We start from the raw sequence: 17702 nt of genomic DNA on the forward strand, positions 1-17702 counted from the left end.
TCGGCTAGTTGCTCGATATTATGGCCGAGCCTGCGTCGGGCTCAGTCCTTCGCCATAAACACCTTCCGCGCCGCCGCCTGCTCCGGCGTCGACACGTAGGCCTGCCCCACCGCCAACTGCTCCAACGCAGCCGACATGTCCTGCCCATCCCTCCCCCGCAGGAACCCAGCCACCGTCCGGCTCTGCGGGTAGTTGCACCGGAACGCGACCTTGGTGCCGGCATTGCTCAGCACGTCCTTGTGGAAGTCGTCCACCCCCTGGCTCGCGACGACCACGGCGACGCCGTACTTGCGCCCCTCCTTCATGATCTTCGGGAGGGTCACGTCACGGGCCAGGCGGTGGGCCTCGTCGAGGACGACGGCCAGGCGGAGCCGGCCGGTCTGGCCCCACCGGAACATCTCCCGGTAGACCTTCCGCAGCACGAACGCGCCGGCTGCGATCTGGACCTGCTCCATCAGGTTGTGGATGTCGAGGACGAGGCCTCGCCGCAGGAGGTCGGCGAAGGTCTCGCCTGGGTCGTCGGTGAAGAGGCCGAAGTCGCTCAGCGGGCGGATGCGAGCGACGACGTTGCGGCCACGGCCGGTGCCTTCGACCTCGGCGACGGCGGCGGCGAGCTCGTCCATCGTCGGGCGGCCAGTCGGGGCGGTGAGGCCGCCGTAGCCGTGCTTCTCGTACACCGCGCGGACGCCCTCGTAGACCGCGTTGCGCTGGATCTCCCCCAGTCCGCAGACGTAGCCGATCACTTCCGACAGCTCCCACGCCGTCTCGCGGTAGCGACGGGGGTTGTCGAGCTCGAACGGGGAGATCGGGAGGCCTTGAGAAGCGTCGAGGACCGCGGCACCGCCGGCGGGGGCGGCGGCCATGTCGCCGTGGAAGTCCAGGACGAGGGCGGGCAGGCCCTGTTCGGCGAACGAGTTCAGGATCCGGCGGGTCGTCACCGACTTGCCCTGCCCGGGGATGCCGAGCACGAACAGGTGCGGGCTGCCGGCGGTGCTGATCCGCCAGCGGACGTCGGCGGCGTGCCGGTCCTGGCCCAGGACGACATCGACCACCTGCGGCAGCGCCGTCTCGGTGCCGGAGTCCGACGCAGACTCTCGGGGGTGCGGCGACGGCCGCGGTGGGACGGCACTCGGTCTGCCGGCCTGCCGATCTGTGGAAGACCGGCCGGCGGGCGCCCGATCAATGCCGTGTGGGGACTGCGGGGACGGCCGAGGCGGAACCGCGGCGGCGCTCGGCCGAATTCCGGAGAGCTGGTCAGCGGAAGCCCAACCGGTGCTGGGCCGGGAGGGTCGGGGCGGATCGGCGATAGGCCCGGCTTGCCGGTCCTCAGCGGGCCGACCGGCGGGAGACGCTCCCGACGGCGGCTGCGGCGGCCGAACCGCCGCGGCATTCGACGCGCCAGGCGGCTGGTCCGCCGCGGCCGCGGCGGAGATCGCCCGTCCGGGGCCGGACGGCGGCATCCCCGCACTGTCCGAGGCGCCAGTCGATGCCGCCGAGGGCCGCACCGCGGGCAGTGGCGTCGTGTCCGAGACCCGGGACGCCGAGCCGCGCCTGTCCGGGGCCGGCCGCGGGTCTGCGGGGCCCGCCCAGTCCGACGGCTCGGCTCCCGGGGCATCGATGTCAGCCGACGGACGTGCCGCATCCCGCGCTTCCGTTCCCGTCCCGGGACCCGGTGCGGCCGGAACCACCCGCGGCCGCGGCGACGGCCGCCGCTCGGCGACCGGCTCGACTGCCCGCTTCTCCCGCCGACTCGGCGTGAACCCGGCCGCTCCGACATCCGTGGCGGACAGGACGTAGATCGGCACCCCCCGGTGCTCGCTCGGCAGCCCGGCCCGATCCCCGAGGTTCACGACGTACCCGCGCCGCGCGATCTCCGGCACGAGCGCCCCGTCCTCGATCCGCTCGACCAGCCGTTCGACATCGGTCCGCCGCCGGTCGTCCAGCAGCCCCATGGCGAGGGCCCGGTCGGCGTGGTGCCGCAGGATCCCGCCGAGCCGGGCGCGCTGCAACTCCGCGTCGATGCGCGGGGGGTCGGTGCGGAAGAAGGTGCTGTGCAGCATGTCGACGGTGGCGTCGAGCTGGTCGACCATGTCGTCCACGAGCGCCATCGGCAGGGCGGTGGCCCGGCGGGTCTTGACCTCCACGCAGTCGATCCGCACCGTCCGCGCCGTCGTCCGGACGAGCAGCACGTCGCACCGCCGCACGCCCGCGTCGCCCGAGCGGTGGTCGCCGAAGACCTCCTGGTGGGCGTCCACGGGCACCACGATCGTGCCGTCCAGCTCGCCGCGCCCGCGCAGGTGCGCCATCAGCACGGCCAGCCCGACGGCCTCGGTGGCCAGGCTCGACCGGGCGACGAGGCGCAGGGCCAGGCGGCCGGACACCACCTGCAGGTGGTCGAGCACCGAGCGGACCGAGTTCTCCTCGGCCATCAGGTCGAGCCCGCCCATCGCGTCGGCGAGCAGCCGCTCGACCTCGCCACGGTGGGCCGTGGTGACGGTCAGGCGGGGGCCGAGGCCGTCGAGGAAGTCGGGGGCGTAGTCGAGGATGTACTCGGGACCGCTGGTGTAGACGTCCAGGCCGAGGTTGCGGTCGAGGGTCAGCACCCAGTCGGCGCGGTCGTGGGCGGTGCGCAGGGACGCCAGCTCGCCCGCGCCGAGGGTGGCGGTCAGCGCGGGCAGCCCCTCGCCCTGCTCGAGCGCCGCGCCGAGGGCGGTCTGGTAGGCGCGGTGCGCCTCGACGACGTCGGCGGCGCCCTCGCGGTTGCGCGTGCGCAGCGCCGGGGCGGTGCGCCACACCGGCGCCTCGGCCGCGCGGCGGGTCGGGGCGGGGGTCAGCAGGTTCCGGAACGACGCTGCCGCGTCTACCGCGCCCGTGCCGTCGACCCGCAGCTCGGTGACCGCCAGGTCGGACACGACGCCGAGGTGCGCGGCGCCGGTGTCGGTGGCGAGCCGCTCGTGCGGGCGCACGCTCACCCCGAGCGGCGGGACGAGGTGCGACCGGCTGCCGCGGACCTCCTGCGACGCCACGGTGCGCTGCAGGTCGGTCAGGGCCGGGACGGGGTCGGTGAACGAGGGCCGGCGGCTGTACGCGGTGAGGTCGAGCCGGGCCGGCGGGGTCGCGAGGCCGTCCTCGTCGTCGGTCTCGGTGAGCACCGACTCGGCCAGCGCCCGCGCCAGGAGCTCCCCTGAGCCGGCGTTGTAGGCGAGTACGCGCAGCGCGTCCTGACCGGGGTTGGCGGCGCGGTAGGCCGCCACCCGCTCGGCGACGGCGGACGGCGGAAGATCGGCCGGCACGTCGCGGCGGTCCAGGCCGAGCACCTCGAAGACGGCCTGCACCGCGGCGCCCGGCTCGGCCTCGGCGGCGTGCAGGTAGACGCCGGTGCCGAGCGTCGCCTCCCGGACGTAGACGAACGGCAGGCCGTCCACGCCGCGCACGGCGAACGGCAGGTTCGCGGGCGTGACCCGGCGGACGAGTCGGGCGTCCACGGACTGGCGCCGCCGCGCGGTCGCCCGGCCGACGTCCGCCAGCTCGCCGGCCCAACGGGTGAGCGTGGCGTCCAGCTCGGCCGCCCAGGCCAGCCGCATCGGGTGCAGCGGCAGCACGAGCGTCGCGGCGATCGGCGGGTGCCCGACGGTGTCGACCGACAGCCGCACCGTGTCGAGGGCGAGCAGCCCGCTGCGGATGTCCGGGTGCACCGTGGAGTCCAGCGCCCGCCGGTAGGATTGGCAGTAGCTGATCACCTCCTGACGCATCTCGTCGTCCCACGCAATCGCCTCGACCACGTCACGGGGCTTGCGTGCGGCCAGCCGTCCGAACAGGTGCCGACGCCGCTCGGCGAACGTGGGCGGCAGGATCCCGTCCAGCGGGGTGAACGCGGACGAGTCGAGCACCTCGCCGAGCCGGCCGTCCGCCTCCCACGCCATCACCCGACCGCGTTCGGCGAGCGAGCGCCGCTGCAGGTCGACGAGTGCGGGGCTCAGAGCGAGCTGGACCGTGCGCCGCCCGCCGAGGCGCAGCTCGAAATTGCCGCCCGCCCACTGCGGCGCGCTCTCGCGGTGGTCGTCCTGCCCCTCCAGGGCCGCCTCGAGCCGCGCCTGTGCCAGCGAACGGCTGGACGCACGGCGGCCCGAGGTGGGCAGCGGATCGTCCTCCCAGCGGACGGCGAACTGCTGGCTCTCGTCGACGGCCTCGTCGCCGTTCTCCAGCAGGACGCGCTGGCCGTTGGCGTCCAGCGCCGTCAGCCGGACGACGAGCAGCGCCCCGTCGGCGAGGTCCTCCTCGGCGATGTCGAGGCGGAGGGTGCCGCGGGTCTTGTCTCCCTTCACGGTCTGCTTCGCCAGGGGCTCGGTGTCCAGCTCGCGCAGGTCTTCCGGCGGCAGTGCCTCGAGCAACCAGCGGTCGACGGCGTCGGTCTTCACCGGGTCGGTCCGCCAGGTCAGCGTGACGGAGCCGGGCGAGCCCTCCCCCGTCTCGACGTACGGAAGGTCGCCCGCGTTCTCCTGGTGCAGGCGCGTACCCGGGCGCAGCGTGCCGTCGTCCTTGAGGAACGGGTCGAGCCGGAGGCTGGTCAGGTCGACGGGGCGCCGCTCGACGAGCGGCCAGTGCTCGAAGGCGAGTGCGGCGGGCGGCTCCGCGAGCGGCGCCGCCCACGACGCCGCGTCCGACAGGTCGACGTCCGGGCGCGAGAGGTACCGCGTGATCCGGTCGCGCGCGTCGCCCTCCTGCAGCTCCGCCGTGGTCAGCCGGTCGGCCACCGACGCGACCGCACGGCTCGGGCGGGAGATCGCCCGCACGCAGGCGACGTTGCGCGCGAGGCGGCCGACGAGGTCGGGGCCGCCGAGGTCGGGGACCAGCCCGACGACCCAGAGCGCGGCGCCCGCGGTCGTCCAGGTCGGGTCGTCGGCGACGGTCGCGAGGTAGCGCGCCCAGGCCTCGACGGGCCGGCTGCGCCCCAGCTCCCGGGCGACGCGCCGCACCCCGTCGGCGACGTCGGTGCCGGCCAGCTCCCCCAGCAGCTGCTCCCCCGCCTCGGCGAGCAGGGCGGTGATGTCGATCCGGGCGAAGCTGTTGTCCAGCGAGCTGGCCGCGACACCGCTGCCGACGGGCACCAGCAGCACGAGCCGGCGCTGCTTGCGGTTGCGCAGCTCGATCGCGCGCTCGGCCGGGACGGTCAGCGCACCGTCCACCTGCCCGGGGTGGTCGGCGAGCACGTGCACGTCCGTGGAACCGGGCGGGAGCAGCGCGGACACGGCCGTGGCGAGCCGGGCCGCGTCCCCGCGCCGGACGCTGTCGACGCGCAGGCAGTGCCCGGCGCCGTGCTCGTCGAGCCGGGCGGCGAGCAGCCGGGCGAGCACTGCGACCACCTGCTCCGGCAGGTGCGGCTGGGCCGTCGGCGGGGTCAGGGTCGGCGCGGCCATCAGGAGTCTCCGAGTGGGTGGCGGACGACCTGCACGGAGAAGTCGTCGGAGAGGCTGTCGAAGCAGCCGAGCAGCTGCAGCCGCAGCGTGAACGCGTCGAGGTTCGCGGTGGCCGCAGCCCGGGCCTCCGCGCCGTCGAGGAACGCGGGCGGGGAGTCGATGAGGATCCCGAAGCGGTGCCGCAGCGCGTCGAGCACCTCGCGCAGCGGCATCGTCGAGCGGGTGCTGACGCCGTCGGGCTCCACGAACACGGCGAGCAGCAGGGCGGTGAGCAGCTCGTCGGTGGGGGCGTAGCGCCACGAGCGCCGGCTGCGCGTCGACCCGCGCAGGACGCCGTACGGCTTCTCCAGCCCGCCGACGGACCAGAACCAGCTGACGGCGTTCCTGACGGCCCTGCTCTGGTTCACGTGCTCCAGGACGTCGAGCAGCTTGTCGAGCTCGCCGTCCTCGCTCGCCTGCACCCGCTGCAGGAACTCCAGCTCCGGCTCCGAGGCCTCGCCCGACGCGGTGGCCTCGGCGACGATGTCGTCGATCCGGCCCATCGCGTAGGTCTCGACGCGGCGGTGCTCGCGCAGCGACGCCAGGTGCACGAGCTGGTCGGCGCGGCTCAGGCCGGCCATGCGCTCGTTCTCTCCCGGGATCCGGGGCAGCGCCTGCTCGACGACGACGAACGCCATGCGGTCGCGGAACGCCAGGCGGACCCGGTCGAGGTCGCGCTCGACGCAGCGCCGCGACATGCGGTCGGACTCGGAGCCGAGGTCGCCGGTGAAGTCGCAGTAGATCTCGACCGGGGACGCCGGGGCGGGCCCGGTCGCCATGTCGGCGGGCCGCTCGCCGGTGCGCAGCAGCTCGCGGGCCGCGGCGTCGGCACGCAGGCTGAACGTGAAGACGCCCAGCGCGAGCAGCGCGGCGAAGCTCGACATCAGCGACGGCACGGGCAGCCGCTCGCCGTAGGCGCGCAGGTGGGCGAGCAGGATCGCGCCGAGGTCCGCGGCCACACCCGGGAGCGGGCCGTCGGGCGACGCCGCGTCGATCTCGCGGGCGTCGGCCATCGCGAAGCCCTCGACGAACCGGAACTCCAGCAGCGCCCCGATGTCGAGCCGGTCCGCGTCGGCCAGCTGCGGCTCCCACCGCGGCTCGGGTCCGATCGCGAGGCCACGGCCGACGGTCCGCGTGACCAGCTCCCGCAGCTGTGCGCGGGCCGAACCCGCGCCGCTCGGCTCGGCGCCGCGGCGCTCCAGCTCCGCGAGCAGCAGGCCGTAGACGACGTCGTCGACGCCCCGGTGCCGGGTGCGTTCCTTCGGCAGTCCTGCGCGGTAGGCCGCGAGCGTCAGCGGCGCGACGGCCAGCATCTGCTCACCGCCCTTCTTGCCCCGCCCGGCCCGGCCCATGTCGACCACGCACGAGCGCAGCCAGCCGTCCAGCAGGGCGAGGTCGTCGTCGGTGGTGAAGCCGCGGACGTGCCCAGCCGCCAGCATCGCGTCGCGGTAGCCGGCGAAGTCGGCCGCGTCCGTCCGCGAACGGCTGGACCGGCCGCCCTTCACGCACATCTCGAACAGCTGCGGCAGCACGCGGTCGGTGTCGGTGTCCAGCAGGGAGAACACCGTGAGCGGCCGGTACTGGTAGGTCCGCAGCGGCGCGGGCAGCGGGATGCTCACTTCGACCTCCGCTCGATCACGCCACCAGGAGCGACACCCGCGACCAGCGAGCTGCCGGAGCCGTCGACGATGCGGACGGTCCGCGCCGGCTCCAGCCGCAGCCGGTTGCCGAAGCCCTCGATCTCCTGGCGCAGCGCGGCCGACGCGACGTCGCCCAGCACCTCGCCGTCCGCGGAGCGGAACAGCAGCTCGGCGGTGTCGAGGGTGATCCGCAGCCGGGCCCCGGAGCGGTGCCGCAGCTCCAGCTGGTCGGGGAAGGACTCGACGTACGGCGCCTCCGCGGTGGCGGCGCGCAGCGCGAACTCGTCCGCAGGCAGCTCCTTGATCACGACGATCGACCGGACCGCCGGGTCGTCGAACACGCGATCGCGCAGCGCGAGCCGGTCCTCCTCCGGGTAGCCGACGAAGGCCAGCACCCGCGACACCCCGAGCAGCATCCGCGGCAGCGCCGCGGCGGGATCGCCGAGGGCCTCCAGGTAGGCGTCGAGGTAGCGGTAGCTGCGCACCTCGGCGCGCGCACCGGCCCCGTCCCAGGGCACCGAAGAACAGCGAGCGCTTCAGCCCGGTCATCGCGGCCGTGTCGAGGGACGCGAGGTCGGGCACCAGATCGCGTCGGTTGCGCGCGGCGCGGGCGGCGCCGGGTGCGGGCAGGACGGCCGGGTCGAGGTCGGCCCACTCGCGCACCAGGTAGTCACCGCTCTCGGCGGCGAACGCGAGGTCGAAGGCGCGGCGTCCGGCCGCCGGGTCGAGGCCCTGCTCGACGTCGGCGTGCACGGTCTCGCAGGAGGTGTCGCCGGTGAGGAGCCAGCCGAAGGCGGACCGCAGGTCGCGGACGGTGGCCCGGCGGCGCCTCCGCAGGTGGCTGGTGAGCAGCAGCTCGGACACCGCGCGGCGGGCGCGGCCGGAGCGCAGCTGGTCGGCGTTGGCCCGCATCGGGCAGACGTCGCGGGCCTCGCAGCCCTGGCAGACCTCCCAGCGGTGCAGGGACGTCAGCGAGGACAGGATGCTGGCGCCCAGCGCGGGACCGTCGAGGTCGGGCAGGGCGAGCGCGCGCCGCTTGAGGTCGACGAGCACCACCCGGGCGTCCGGTTCCGCGGGGGCACCGCCGCGCAGCTGCCGGTCGAGCTCGGCGGTGAGCTCCGGGTAGCGCTCGCCGTGCTCGGCGCAGAACTGCGCGATCCGGCCGTCGTTGGCGGCCAGCAGCACCGTGCGCGGGCCGGGCTCGTCGACGGCCTGACTGATCAGAGCGTCCGACGAGAGTTTCCCGTGCGACTCGGACGCGTCGTAGACCGCCGCGTAGGTCCGCCCGCCGAGGCGCTTGCGCCACCCCGCGGCGTCTTCGTGCAACACGGTGGCACCGGCCTCGTCCAGGGCGGCGCCGACGCGCACCAGGAACGAGGTCTTGCCGTCGCCCGGGTTGCCGGACAGGACGACGACGTCGAGCCGTCCGTCGACGATGGCGGGCAGGAGTTCGGCGTCGAGGCGCGTGGTGGCGTAGGTGTCGCGGGCGAACCCGTCGTCCAGGCCGCGGTTGCCGGCGTTGCCGATCGCGCTGTGGCGGTACAGCCCGCGCAGCGCGTCGACCGTCGGGTTGACGACGCGGCGCCCCGACGCGACGACCGTGTCGCTCGCCCGCAGCACGACCTGCGCGAACGCCGCGGCGTCCCGCGGCCGCTCCCCCGGCTCGTAGGCGACGGCCGAGTACAGCGCGTCCAGCAGCGCGCGCCCGAAGCGCTGGACGTGCTCGGCCGAGGGCGGGACGAGCGTGCGCCGCTCGTCGAGCCCCGCGCCCGCGTACGGGAGCCGACCAAGCATCGCCTGCAGCACCGAGGCCGCGGCGCTGTAGATGTCCGCAGACGGCGACCACTGCCGGCGCGCCCACACCTCCGGCGCCGTGTACGGCGGCGAGCCCACGGCCGACTGGGCGGCGTCCGCCTTCGCCGCCAGCCCGAAGTCGATCAGCACCGCGCGGCCGTCGTCCCGGACGATGATGTTGTTGGGGCTGACGTCGCGGTGGTACAGCGACTGGGCGTGGGCGTCGGCCAGGCCGTTGAGGACATCGACCGCAATCCGCCGGGCCTCCTCGCGCTCCAGCAGCCGGCTCCCCGCGACCAGGTCGTGCAGCGTCTGGCCGGGGACGTACTCCTGCACCAGGACGCCGGGCTCCGGGTGCGGCAGGCGGTCGTCCATGCGCGCGCAGTGCAGGCTGCGCAGCGGCCAGGCGTTCTCGAACTCGGCCTTGACCTGCTCCGGGGACACACGGTCGGGCCGCAGGAACTTCAGCGTGCGGTGCTTGTCGAGGTTCTCGTCGTAGGCGAGCCAGGTCGTGGCCCAGGCGCCTTCGCCGAGCCGGCGCACCAGCCGGAAGCGGCTCGCGAGCACCGCGCCCTCGGCCAGCTCCTGGTCCGGGACCGGCTCGGGCGGGGGACGCAGCGCCTCCACCGCCTGCGTGGCGGTGAGGCGCTCCCCGGCGTCGGGCGACAGGCAGCGGGCCAGCACGTGCCCGGCCTCGGGGTACGCGGCGGCGCGCTGCCGCGCGACATCGTGGTCGGGCAGGTCGCTCGCGTCGCCGTGCAGCCACTGCACCAGGCACATCGCCAGGCTGTAGACGTCGTCGGCGGGCTGGTGGAAGGCCAGCGGCACGCCCGGCGGGCGGAAGCCGGCCGAAGGGTGGTCGTCGTCGAGGGACGGGGCGATGGTGGCCGCCGACGGCAGGTGGGCGCGTCCGAAGTCGCGGAACCGCACCCGGCCGTCCGGGGTCACCTCGACGCTGCGCAGCTGCAGGGCCCGGTGGGTGATCTCGAGCTCGTGGACGTCGGCCAGCGCGGCGAAGGCGTCGCGGACGACCGGGACGCCCTGGCGCGGCGGCACCCGGCCGCTGGCGTCGTGCTGCGGGCGTGCGGCGTGGGCGAGCCGGCCGAGGCTGGCGCGCTCCTCGACGATCACCGGTGTGACGCGGTAGCCGTCCCAGTCGAACCACCCCTGGACCCGGCCGGTGCGCTCCTTCGCGGCCAGCGCGACCAACGCGTCGTGCTCGCGCCGGGCCAGCCTCCTGGCCTGGTCCGGGTCGTCGACCCCGTCGATCGGCACGCACGTCAGCAGCGCCTGCTCCCCCGCAGGGGTGCGTGCCGAGAACACGCGGGAGTTCTCCTGCGGAGGCAGCTCGGCCAGCACCTCGTACTGCATGATGTGCGGCGGCAACTTCCCGGGGTCGGGATGCGGCAACCCGAGCAGGAAGGTGATCAGCGCCTGCCGCACCTGTCCCATTCCCGGAGGGAAGCCGGCGTCCAGGGCGGTGAGGACGGTCGCGGCGTCGGCGAGCCGGAGCACCACGTGCTCGCCGAGGTCGGCGGTGTCGTCCACCGTCACGTCGTCGTAGGAGAGCACGACGTGGGCGAAGACCGGACGGGCGTGCTTCGGCAGCTGCCGCAGCGCCTGCGGCCAGCCCGGCACCTTCTTCTTCAGCCGTCCGGCGAGCACCTTCGCGGCGTGGTTGACCTGGGCGACCGGGTTGTGTCGGGGCTCGCCTTTGACGTACCAGGACACCTCCCCGGTGATGACGTGCGGCCCCCACGCCTTCTCCTCGCACACGAACACCGCGCGCTCGCCGACCACCACCAGGTCGAGATCGGCCGTGCCCATCCCGCTCGGCACGCTCCGTCCGGCGACGACGTCCCACTGCTCGGGCAGGCTCTCGGCCAGCCGGCGTGCCGCCTTCTCCTCACCCGGACCGTGCCAGTCGGCGAGGACGTGCAACCTGGCCATCAGCCGGCCTCCCGTCCGGGGGCGCGGACGTGCAGGGCTGTGCCGTCGGCCGGGGGCGCACCGGCCTCGTCGTTCGTCATCGCATCCCGTCTGCCACCGGCGGCTGGGGGCGCCGGAGTGTCGCAGGAAGGCGCGGCGGTCCGCGTGTGACGGCCGTCCCCCTGCCCGTGCTGATTCAGGAGTCGGTGAGGGACGACGCTGCGTTACGCCGCGCTTCCTCGCCGTGCAGCACTCTGCGCTACTCCGCCGCACCCCACGGGCGCACCACGGTGAGGCGGCGGCTGAAAGGGGTGCTCCGCGCCGCTTCCCAACTCTCCCGCGGCCCGCCGAGGGTGAACTCGAGATGGTGGGCGAGGAACGTGGTCACCGCGCGCTCGTCAGTGAGATCGAGCGTGACGTCTCGCCCGTCGAGGGGCATCACGAAGATCGTCCCGTCGTCGTGGCCGTCGTCCCAGCGGAACGTGATGACGAGGGTGGTGTCGAGGGCTGCCGCGGCGACCAGGTGCAAGCTGCGGTAGGGCTCGAACATCTGACTCCGCGGGAGCGCCACGGCGCGCGATCCGTCAGCGAGCTCGACGATGGTCGCCTCGCGCACGCCCGTCTCGAGGCGCTCCGGGGCGTAGGTCTGCTGTACCAACTCAGCGAGAACCTGCACCTCTGCGGCGTCCACGCGAGGACGATATCAACGGCGCCGAGGCCGGGAGCGCGAATCAGAGGGAGTCGTTGACCCAGGCAGGACACTTGTTCTCCAGATTCGCCTTGCTCGGGACCTTGCAGTAAGCGGTGAGCACGCCGAACGGCTCCTGATCAGGGGCCTTGTCCGAAGGGCTGCGATCGACCTCGACCCAGATCGCCATGACCCCGCGACCCTCGACGCGCAACTCCGCGATGTACCGCACGCGGCCCTTCGGGGCACTGATCGGGTACGCGCTGCTGACGACGCGCTCTACCGCCGTGTCGCTGACGTTGTGATCGTAGAGGGCGTGCAGCCAGCCGAATCCGCTCTCACCAGATCCGTCCGACTGTCCCTCCCGGAGGATGACCGTGTTCCCGAGCGGATCTACGACTGCCGAGTAGCATCGGTATGGCGCTGCCGCGCCCCGGTAGCTCGGACCTCCGGCCGTTCCAGCCGGACACGGCGTGTAGATTGCGGGACCCAGCGGGACGTCGGCAGATGCCAACCCTGGCGTCACGACTGCAGTCAGCAGCACTGCCAGCAGCACGGCCGCGATCCGCGAGAACATGCCCTCCGCCCTTCCGAAGGCCTGACCGCCTCCTCGCTGCCGAGGAGAGCACGGCTCGTACCCGATTCGTGGGCGAACGGAAGAACTTGTTCACGATTGCGAACGCTGGGACCAGGGCACCACTCGCCTCACGTACCCACGATGTCGTCATCGATCCATCGAAACGCCCGCGCGACGCCGACCGACTGTGCCAGGGTGAGCTCACGAGGGTGGGTGGGCTTGGGGCGGCTGTGGACGATGTCGAAGTGCGAAGGTCAACTATCAACTGGCCGGCCGGGAGCCTCTTGGCCCGGCTACTGCCCGCGCCCCGCGACGCCCTGCTCGCACAGGCTCACGTCCGCCGTTTCGCACCGGCGGACGCGCTCCTTCGCCAAGGTGCGACCGACCGACATGCCTACCTGATCCTCGCCGGCGACGTGGCCGTCCACGTCATCGACAGCAGCGGGATCGACGCGATGTTGGCGGTGCGACGTCGTGGCGACATCGTCGGAGAACTGGCCGCACTCACCGGTGAGCCGCGTAGTGCAACGGTGGTCGCGATGACACGAGTCACGGCAGGAGTGATCACGGCGAGCGCCTTGACGAACGTCCTGACGACGTATCCGACGGCGGCGTGGGAGCTGGTACGGACCCAGGCGCACCGGCTGGACTGGGCGAACCGGCGGCGGGTCGACTTCGTATCACGACGGGCGACGGCCCGTGTGGCCCGGGTTCTCGCGGATCTTGCCCACGAGATCGGCTCGGGTAACGAGCAGCCGATCCGCGTCGAGCTCAGCCAGCGTGACATCGCCTCGATCGTCGGGATGGCCCTCAACACCGCCGAGAACGCACTGCGCAGCCTCGCACACCACGGCTACATCGAGCGCCGCTACCGCGCGGTGCTGATCGTCGATCTGGCCGGCTTGGCCGAGTTCGCGGACTGGGATCGCGACAACCCGTAGTTCTCCGGAGTTCCGCACGCCGATCGCGGCGACGATCGCCGCATGAACGACTCCACGCAACCCGCCCTCGTCCGCCGGACGTGCATCACGGTCGATCTGGAGAACTACAGCAAGCTCGACATGCCGACGCAGGAAGCCGCGCAGCAGGGCCTCGCCGAGGCACTTGCCTCGGCAGCTGCCGAGGTCGGGCTGCGACGGCTGGACTGGCAACTGCAGGACGGCGGGGACGGGGAGCTCGCGGTGCTCCCACTCGGCGAGAACGAACCGCTCGCCGTCGGCGCGTTCCCGCTCGCGCTCGACGAGCAGTTCCGCAGGCTCCACGAGCGCGACGCGCTGCATCTGCGCGCTCGAATGGCGATCAACCACGGCATGGTCGCCCCGGGAGCCAAGGGGTTCGCCGGCTGGGGGCCCGTCGACGTCACCCGGATCGCAGACGCGCCTGCGGTCCGTGCGGCTCTGCAGAAGATCGACGAAGCGCGGGTCGTCGTCGCGCTGTCTGCTGCCCTGTACCGCGACATCGTGCAGCAGGGGCACGCCGTCGTGCGGCCGGATCAGTTCCGGGAGGTTCGGGTCCCACGGATCGGCGCGACAGCGTGGGTCATGGTTCCCGGTGTCGATGCCGGGCGGATCCCGGTAGAGGCCCCCGACACGGAACCGGACGAGCAGGCCGACAGCGTGCGCCAACGGGTCGACGCGACGCACTCCTCGGTCGCCCAGTCCGGTCGGGACACCATCGGCAACGCCGTCGGACCGAACAGCAACGTCTCCAACGTGAGCGGCACGAACAACACCGTCACCAGTGCCGCCTTCCACTCTCCTGTGCACACGAACACGATGCACTTCGGACCGAGACATGGCTGACGAGGACGACGAGCGACCCGGTGACGGGTCAGCGGAGGCGAGCGACCCGGGGCGCGATCACCCTCCGCCGTCATCGACGGCGGAGGACGCCGGACCCGAGCCTGGCTTCGAAGCCCTCCGAGAGCGGGCCGCGCGTTACTCCACGGTCTTCAACGGGACAGTCTACGCAGCCGGCGGCTTCGCGTTCGGCACGAGCATCGACGGGAGCGGGGCCGCGACGAGGATCGTCGGTGACGACGATCTCCGAAGGGAGCTGCAGTACTTCCTCGGTCAGGAAGCGGTGGTCACCGCCACAGAACAGCTGCGGCGCCGGCGCATCGTCGTCTTGACAGGGCCCGCCGGGACCGGCCGCCGGTGCGGAGCTCTCGCGCTGCTCAGTAGGTCAGCGCCGCCCGACATCCTCGGAGAGGGACCCATCGTCGAGCTGGAACCCGGCGCGACAACGGCGATGCTGAGTAGTCACGAGTTCGATCGGGGCACCCGCTACCTGCTCACGGCCTACGACCCCGGTGACGTCACGACCGAGCAGTTGAGATTCAGTCTCGACCGACTCCGCTCGCGCCTCGTCGAGCGCGGTGCCGTCCTCGTGATGACCAGCAGCTCCGCCGCTGTGTCTGCTCACGACCTCGCCGTGGCGTGGCAGCGGATACCGGGCCGGAGGATCCTCGACCGACACCTAGACGGCCGACTCCACGATGACGAGGAAACCCTGTCCCGGCTACGGCAGAGTGCGGACGGATGTCGGCTGAGCGACATGCCGAACTTCCTCCGCACCCTGGATCAGGAAGGGCCGCACGCGGCCATGAAGCACTTCGATCATGAGAAGCAGGCGGAGCTGCGCAACCGGGTCTCGCAGATCAAGGATATGCACTGCTTGCTTTCGGTCGTCACCGCTGCGTTCCTGCCAGACGCTGACGAGCGAAGCTACGAGAGACACCTCGACCGGCTCCGCGAACTGGTGGACGAACACGGCTGTCAGAGCCCGTGGACCCGCGACTACACCGAGGACGCCGCGCTGTCCAGATCGAATCGCTCGACGTGGGTCACGGTCACATCGCAATCCGGAACCTCCGGCCGCAAGGTGGTGTTGAGCGATGCCATGTCCCCCGAACTCGTGCTTGCCGAGCTGCAACACCACCATGGACGAGAGCTGTGGGCGCCGGTACACGATTGGCTGCTGCAGCGGCCGGACATGATCAGCGACCTGGACGACGAGCAGGCGCTCGCCACCGGCATGGCGGCCTTCTTCCGGGTCGATCCCGTCGACGCGCGCTCCGTGCTCGAGGCCTGGGCGAACGACCCCTCGCTGCCGCATCGGATGGCCGCCGCGGCGACAGTTTCGGCGCTGTGTGCGGAGCAGGCCGAGGACGCACTCCGAATCGCTGTCGGGTGGCTGCACAACAGCCCGCGTCTCCAGGTCGCCGCGGCGATGGCGTTCGGCCAGACGCTCGGCCGGAGCTTCCCTGTCGAGGCACTCAGCTACCTCTGGTACCTCTGCCTCGGGAACGCCGCAGTGGCCAATGCCAGCCGAAAGCAATTCGTCGCACTCGTCCGGATCGATCCCGACGACAGCCGGATGCGTCTCCTTCTGTCGATCCTTGACTGGCAGTTGAAACAAGTCCTGCAGTTAGACGCTGCTACCGAGAGCAGAATCGGACGCGCAATCGATACAGTGTGCGCGCTTCTCACGGCCGAGCTCTCCTATGGCGTGCGCGTGACGCCACACGTCTTGCGTCATATCCCAGACGAAAGTCGTCGTCTCGGAGCATTGTGGGCAGAAGTCCTACGCAGCTGGCCGCACCGGGCTGATGCGCTCGATGCATTGCGCGACGCGCACAACGCGCTGCAGCCTGCCGAGCGAGATGCACCGTTTGCCGAGCTCGGCGACGCGCTACAGGCGCATCTCAGCGCATCGGAGTGGGCGTGGGTGTGCCGTGATCTCGGTATACCGCTCTGGCCGGCGACTGGTCCGGACGACAGCACCGCGGAGGCTGCGGCATGAGCAACGAGAGATTCCCGGTCGTGGACGAGCGTCCGCTGCCGCCTCCCGAGCGCCGCTGGTGGCGACCGTGGCGCAATCCTGCTCTGCTGCCGGCCGTCCCACCCGGCTGCGTCCTCGTCCTGGTGACCGACGACCGGTACGTGACGTACCGGGATCCGAGCCGCTTGCGGGGGACCGAGCCCGACTTCGTCCGGGCCACCTGGGTGAGCATCGTGAGCGTCCGCTACCGGCGGATCGTCTCAACCACCTGGGTCCCGACGACCGACCCCGCCGACGACTTCCTCATCCGAGCGGTGTTCGGATGCACGGTCGTGCAGCCGGAAGCCGTCGCATGCTCGGGCCTCACCGACCTGCAGGGCGATCTCGACATCCGGCTTCGCCTCGACGAGCACCTCATGGGGCTCCAGCACCGGTTCAGCACGGAGCAGATCGCCGACGTCCGCGCGGCGGTGACCCACGATCTCGCCAACGCCTACCAGCAGCGCCCTCCGACAGTCGACGGCATGAACATCCGGTTCGAGGGCGTCCATGTCTGTCCCCCACGTGCGCTGCGCGAGCAGCACGCCGAGCTGCGCGACATGGTCTGGTCGTGGCACACCGAAGCGCTGCGCGAGGAGATCGAGACACGACGGGTGGACCACGTCGCGGGACTGTTGAGCACACCCGAGCGCGCCGAGGCGGCCGCGATCGCCCGTGAGGAGAGGGTTGCGAAGGACGCCGCCGATCGCGCTTTCCAGGAGCGGGAGATCCGAACCCAGCAACTGATCGACCACGTGACCGAGTGGATGAAGACGGACAGCGTCAAGCGAGCTCCCGTCGATCGCCGCTACTTCGCCGATGCGTTGTTCGAACAGCTGACCGGCAAGCCTGCACCTGTCGTTGTCGCGCCCGTGACCGTTCCGAGGAACGGGAGCTCCGAACGACCGAAGGACGGCCCACGCATCCCGCCACCGGGGCTCGTCGACGGCATCTGACTTGAGGAGGACACATGGACGAGGACATGATTCGCGCCACCGCGTCGGCCGCAGCTGGCGTGATCATCAGGGCAATCGGCACCACCGCGTGGGACGCGATGCGGGACCGCTGGTCTCGCACCCTGGGGCAGGGTCTGCCGGACGAGGAAGCGGTGGTCGCCGATCAGCTGGACGAATCGGCGGAGGCGATGACCTCGACCGACCCGGCTGAGCGCGAGCAACGGGCCGCGGAGCTCGAAGCCGAGTGGCGCGGGACGCTGCGCGCGCAGCTCCGATCTGATCCGGACCTGGTTGCGGCGGTGCGCGAGCTCGTCGCCGCAGATTCGCCGACCGCCCGGGTGGGAACTGGCCCCCTCACCCAGACGGCGAACGTCCGTAGAGGTGTGAGCATCCAGTCCGGGCGGGACACGACGATCACATCGGCCCGGTGAAGGGGTCCCGCCGCCGCTTGCTTGCGTGCTCATCGTGGCGATCATCCCGGGCCCAGCTTGAGCTTTCCGCCTCCGTCGATCTGCGCGCTCTCGATGTCCCGGTCACGTCGGGAGGACCCGGACGGGGAGTTCGGGTAAGTGATCACGGGCGACCAGCGGATGTTCGTCGACGGATACACCCCATACGGAGGCGTAGGGACCGGTCGAGGGCATCGAGCACGGCTGGGAGCCCCCACGGCTGGCCTACGGCGTGATGCGCGTCCGCCGACCGAACATCGGTGACGAGCGCGATATGCCCGCGGGAGACAGACATGGATCGGGAGGTCCATTACACCCGTACCGGGGACCGGCACCTGCTGCCGGCCCAGACGGCGAGGAAAAGACCCGAACAGTCCTGCGCAAGGTGGGT

9 protein-coding genes are annotated in these 17702 nt (G+C 72.3%); 5 read left to right on the top strand and 4 right to left on the bottom strand.

Going from position 1 to position 17702, the window contains the following annotated elements; genetic code table 11:
• Nucleotides 1-41: 41 nt before the first annotated feature.
• The 4 genes from FB558_RS43995 to FB558_RS43360 form a co-directional block, all read right to left on the bottom strand.
• Nucleotides 42-5417 (bottom strand): helicase HerA domain-containing protein, encoded by a 5376-nt coding sequence (locus tag FB558_RS43995; protein ID WP_211366788.1) that lies wholly within the window; start codon nucleotides 5415-5417, stop codon nucleotides 42-44.
• Entirely contained in the window at nucleotides 5417-10840 is a 5424-nt protein-coding gene (mads7, locus tag FB558_RS23315; protein ID WP_142056845.1) for a methylation-associated defense system protein MAD7, read from the bottom strand. The genes FB558_RS43995 and mads7 overlap by 1 nt, the downstream gene beginning before the upstream one ends.
• 238 nt (nucleotides 10841-11078) lie before the next feature.
• A complete protein-coding gene (locus FB558_RS23320) occupies nucleotides 11079-11510 on the bottom strand; it encodes a hypothetical protein (protein ID WP_142056847.1) in 432 nt (143 codons plus the stop codon).
• A 40-nt stretch (nucleotides 11511-11550) separates the two neighbouring features.
• The gene (locus FB558_RS43360) at nucleotides 11551-12084 is read right to left on the bottom strand and encodes a hypothetical protein (protein WP_170231488.1); all 534 of its coding nucleotides are present in this window, start codon (nucleotides 12082-12084) and stop codon (nucleotides 11551-11553) included.
• A 230-nt stretch (nucleotides 12085-12314) separates the two neighbouring features.
• Here FB558_RS43360 and FB558_RS43365 point away from each other — a divergent pair, with 230 nt between their 5' ends.
• The 5 genes from FB558_RS43365 to FB558_RS23345 all read left to right on the top strand — a co-directional run bounded on the left by FB558_RS43365 (nucleotide 12315) and on the right by FB558_RS23345 (nucleotide 17293).
• A complete protein-coding gene (locus FB558_RS43365) occupies nucleotides 12315-13025 on the top strand; it encodes a Crp/Fnr family transcriptional regulator (RefSeq protein WP_170231489.1) in 711 nt (236 codons plus the stop codon).
• 42 nt (nucleotides 13026-13067) lie between these two features.
• Nucleotides 13068-13886, top strand: a complete 819-nt coding sequence (locus tag FB558_RS23330) for a hypothetical protein (protein ID WP_142056851.1) — start codon at nucleotides 13068-13070, stop codon at nucleotides 13884-13886.
• Entirely contained in the window at nucleotides 13879-15888 is a 2010-nt protein-coding gene (locus FB558_RS23335; RefSeq protein WP_142056853.1) for a hypothetical protein, read from the top strand. The genes FB558_RS23330 and FB558_RS23335 overlap by 8 nt, the downstream gene beginning before the upstream one ends.
• Before the next feature lie 212 nt (nucleotides 15889-16100).
• Entirely contained in the window at nucleotides 16101-16862 is a 762-nt protein-coding gene (locus FB558_RS23340; protein ID WP_142056855.1) for a hypothetical protein, read from the top strand.
• 14 nt (nucleotides 16863-16876) lie between these two features.
• Nucleotides 16877-17293 carry a hypothetical protein gene (locus FB558_RS23345; protein WP_142056857.1) on the top strand — a complete coding sequence of 139 codons (417 nt, stop codon included), beginning with the start codon at nucleotides 16877-16879 and terminating at the stop codon, nucleotides 17291-17293.
• Nucleotides 17294-17702 lie beyond the last annotated feature (409 nt).

It is taken from the genome of Pseudonocardia kunmingensis, from assembly GCF_006716445.1.
In the GTDB taxonomy this organism is placed as follows: Bacteria; Actinomycetota; Actinomycetes; order Mycobacteriales; family Pseudonocardiaceae; genus Pseudonocardia; species Pseudonocardia kunmingensis.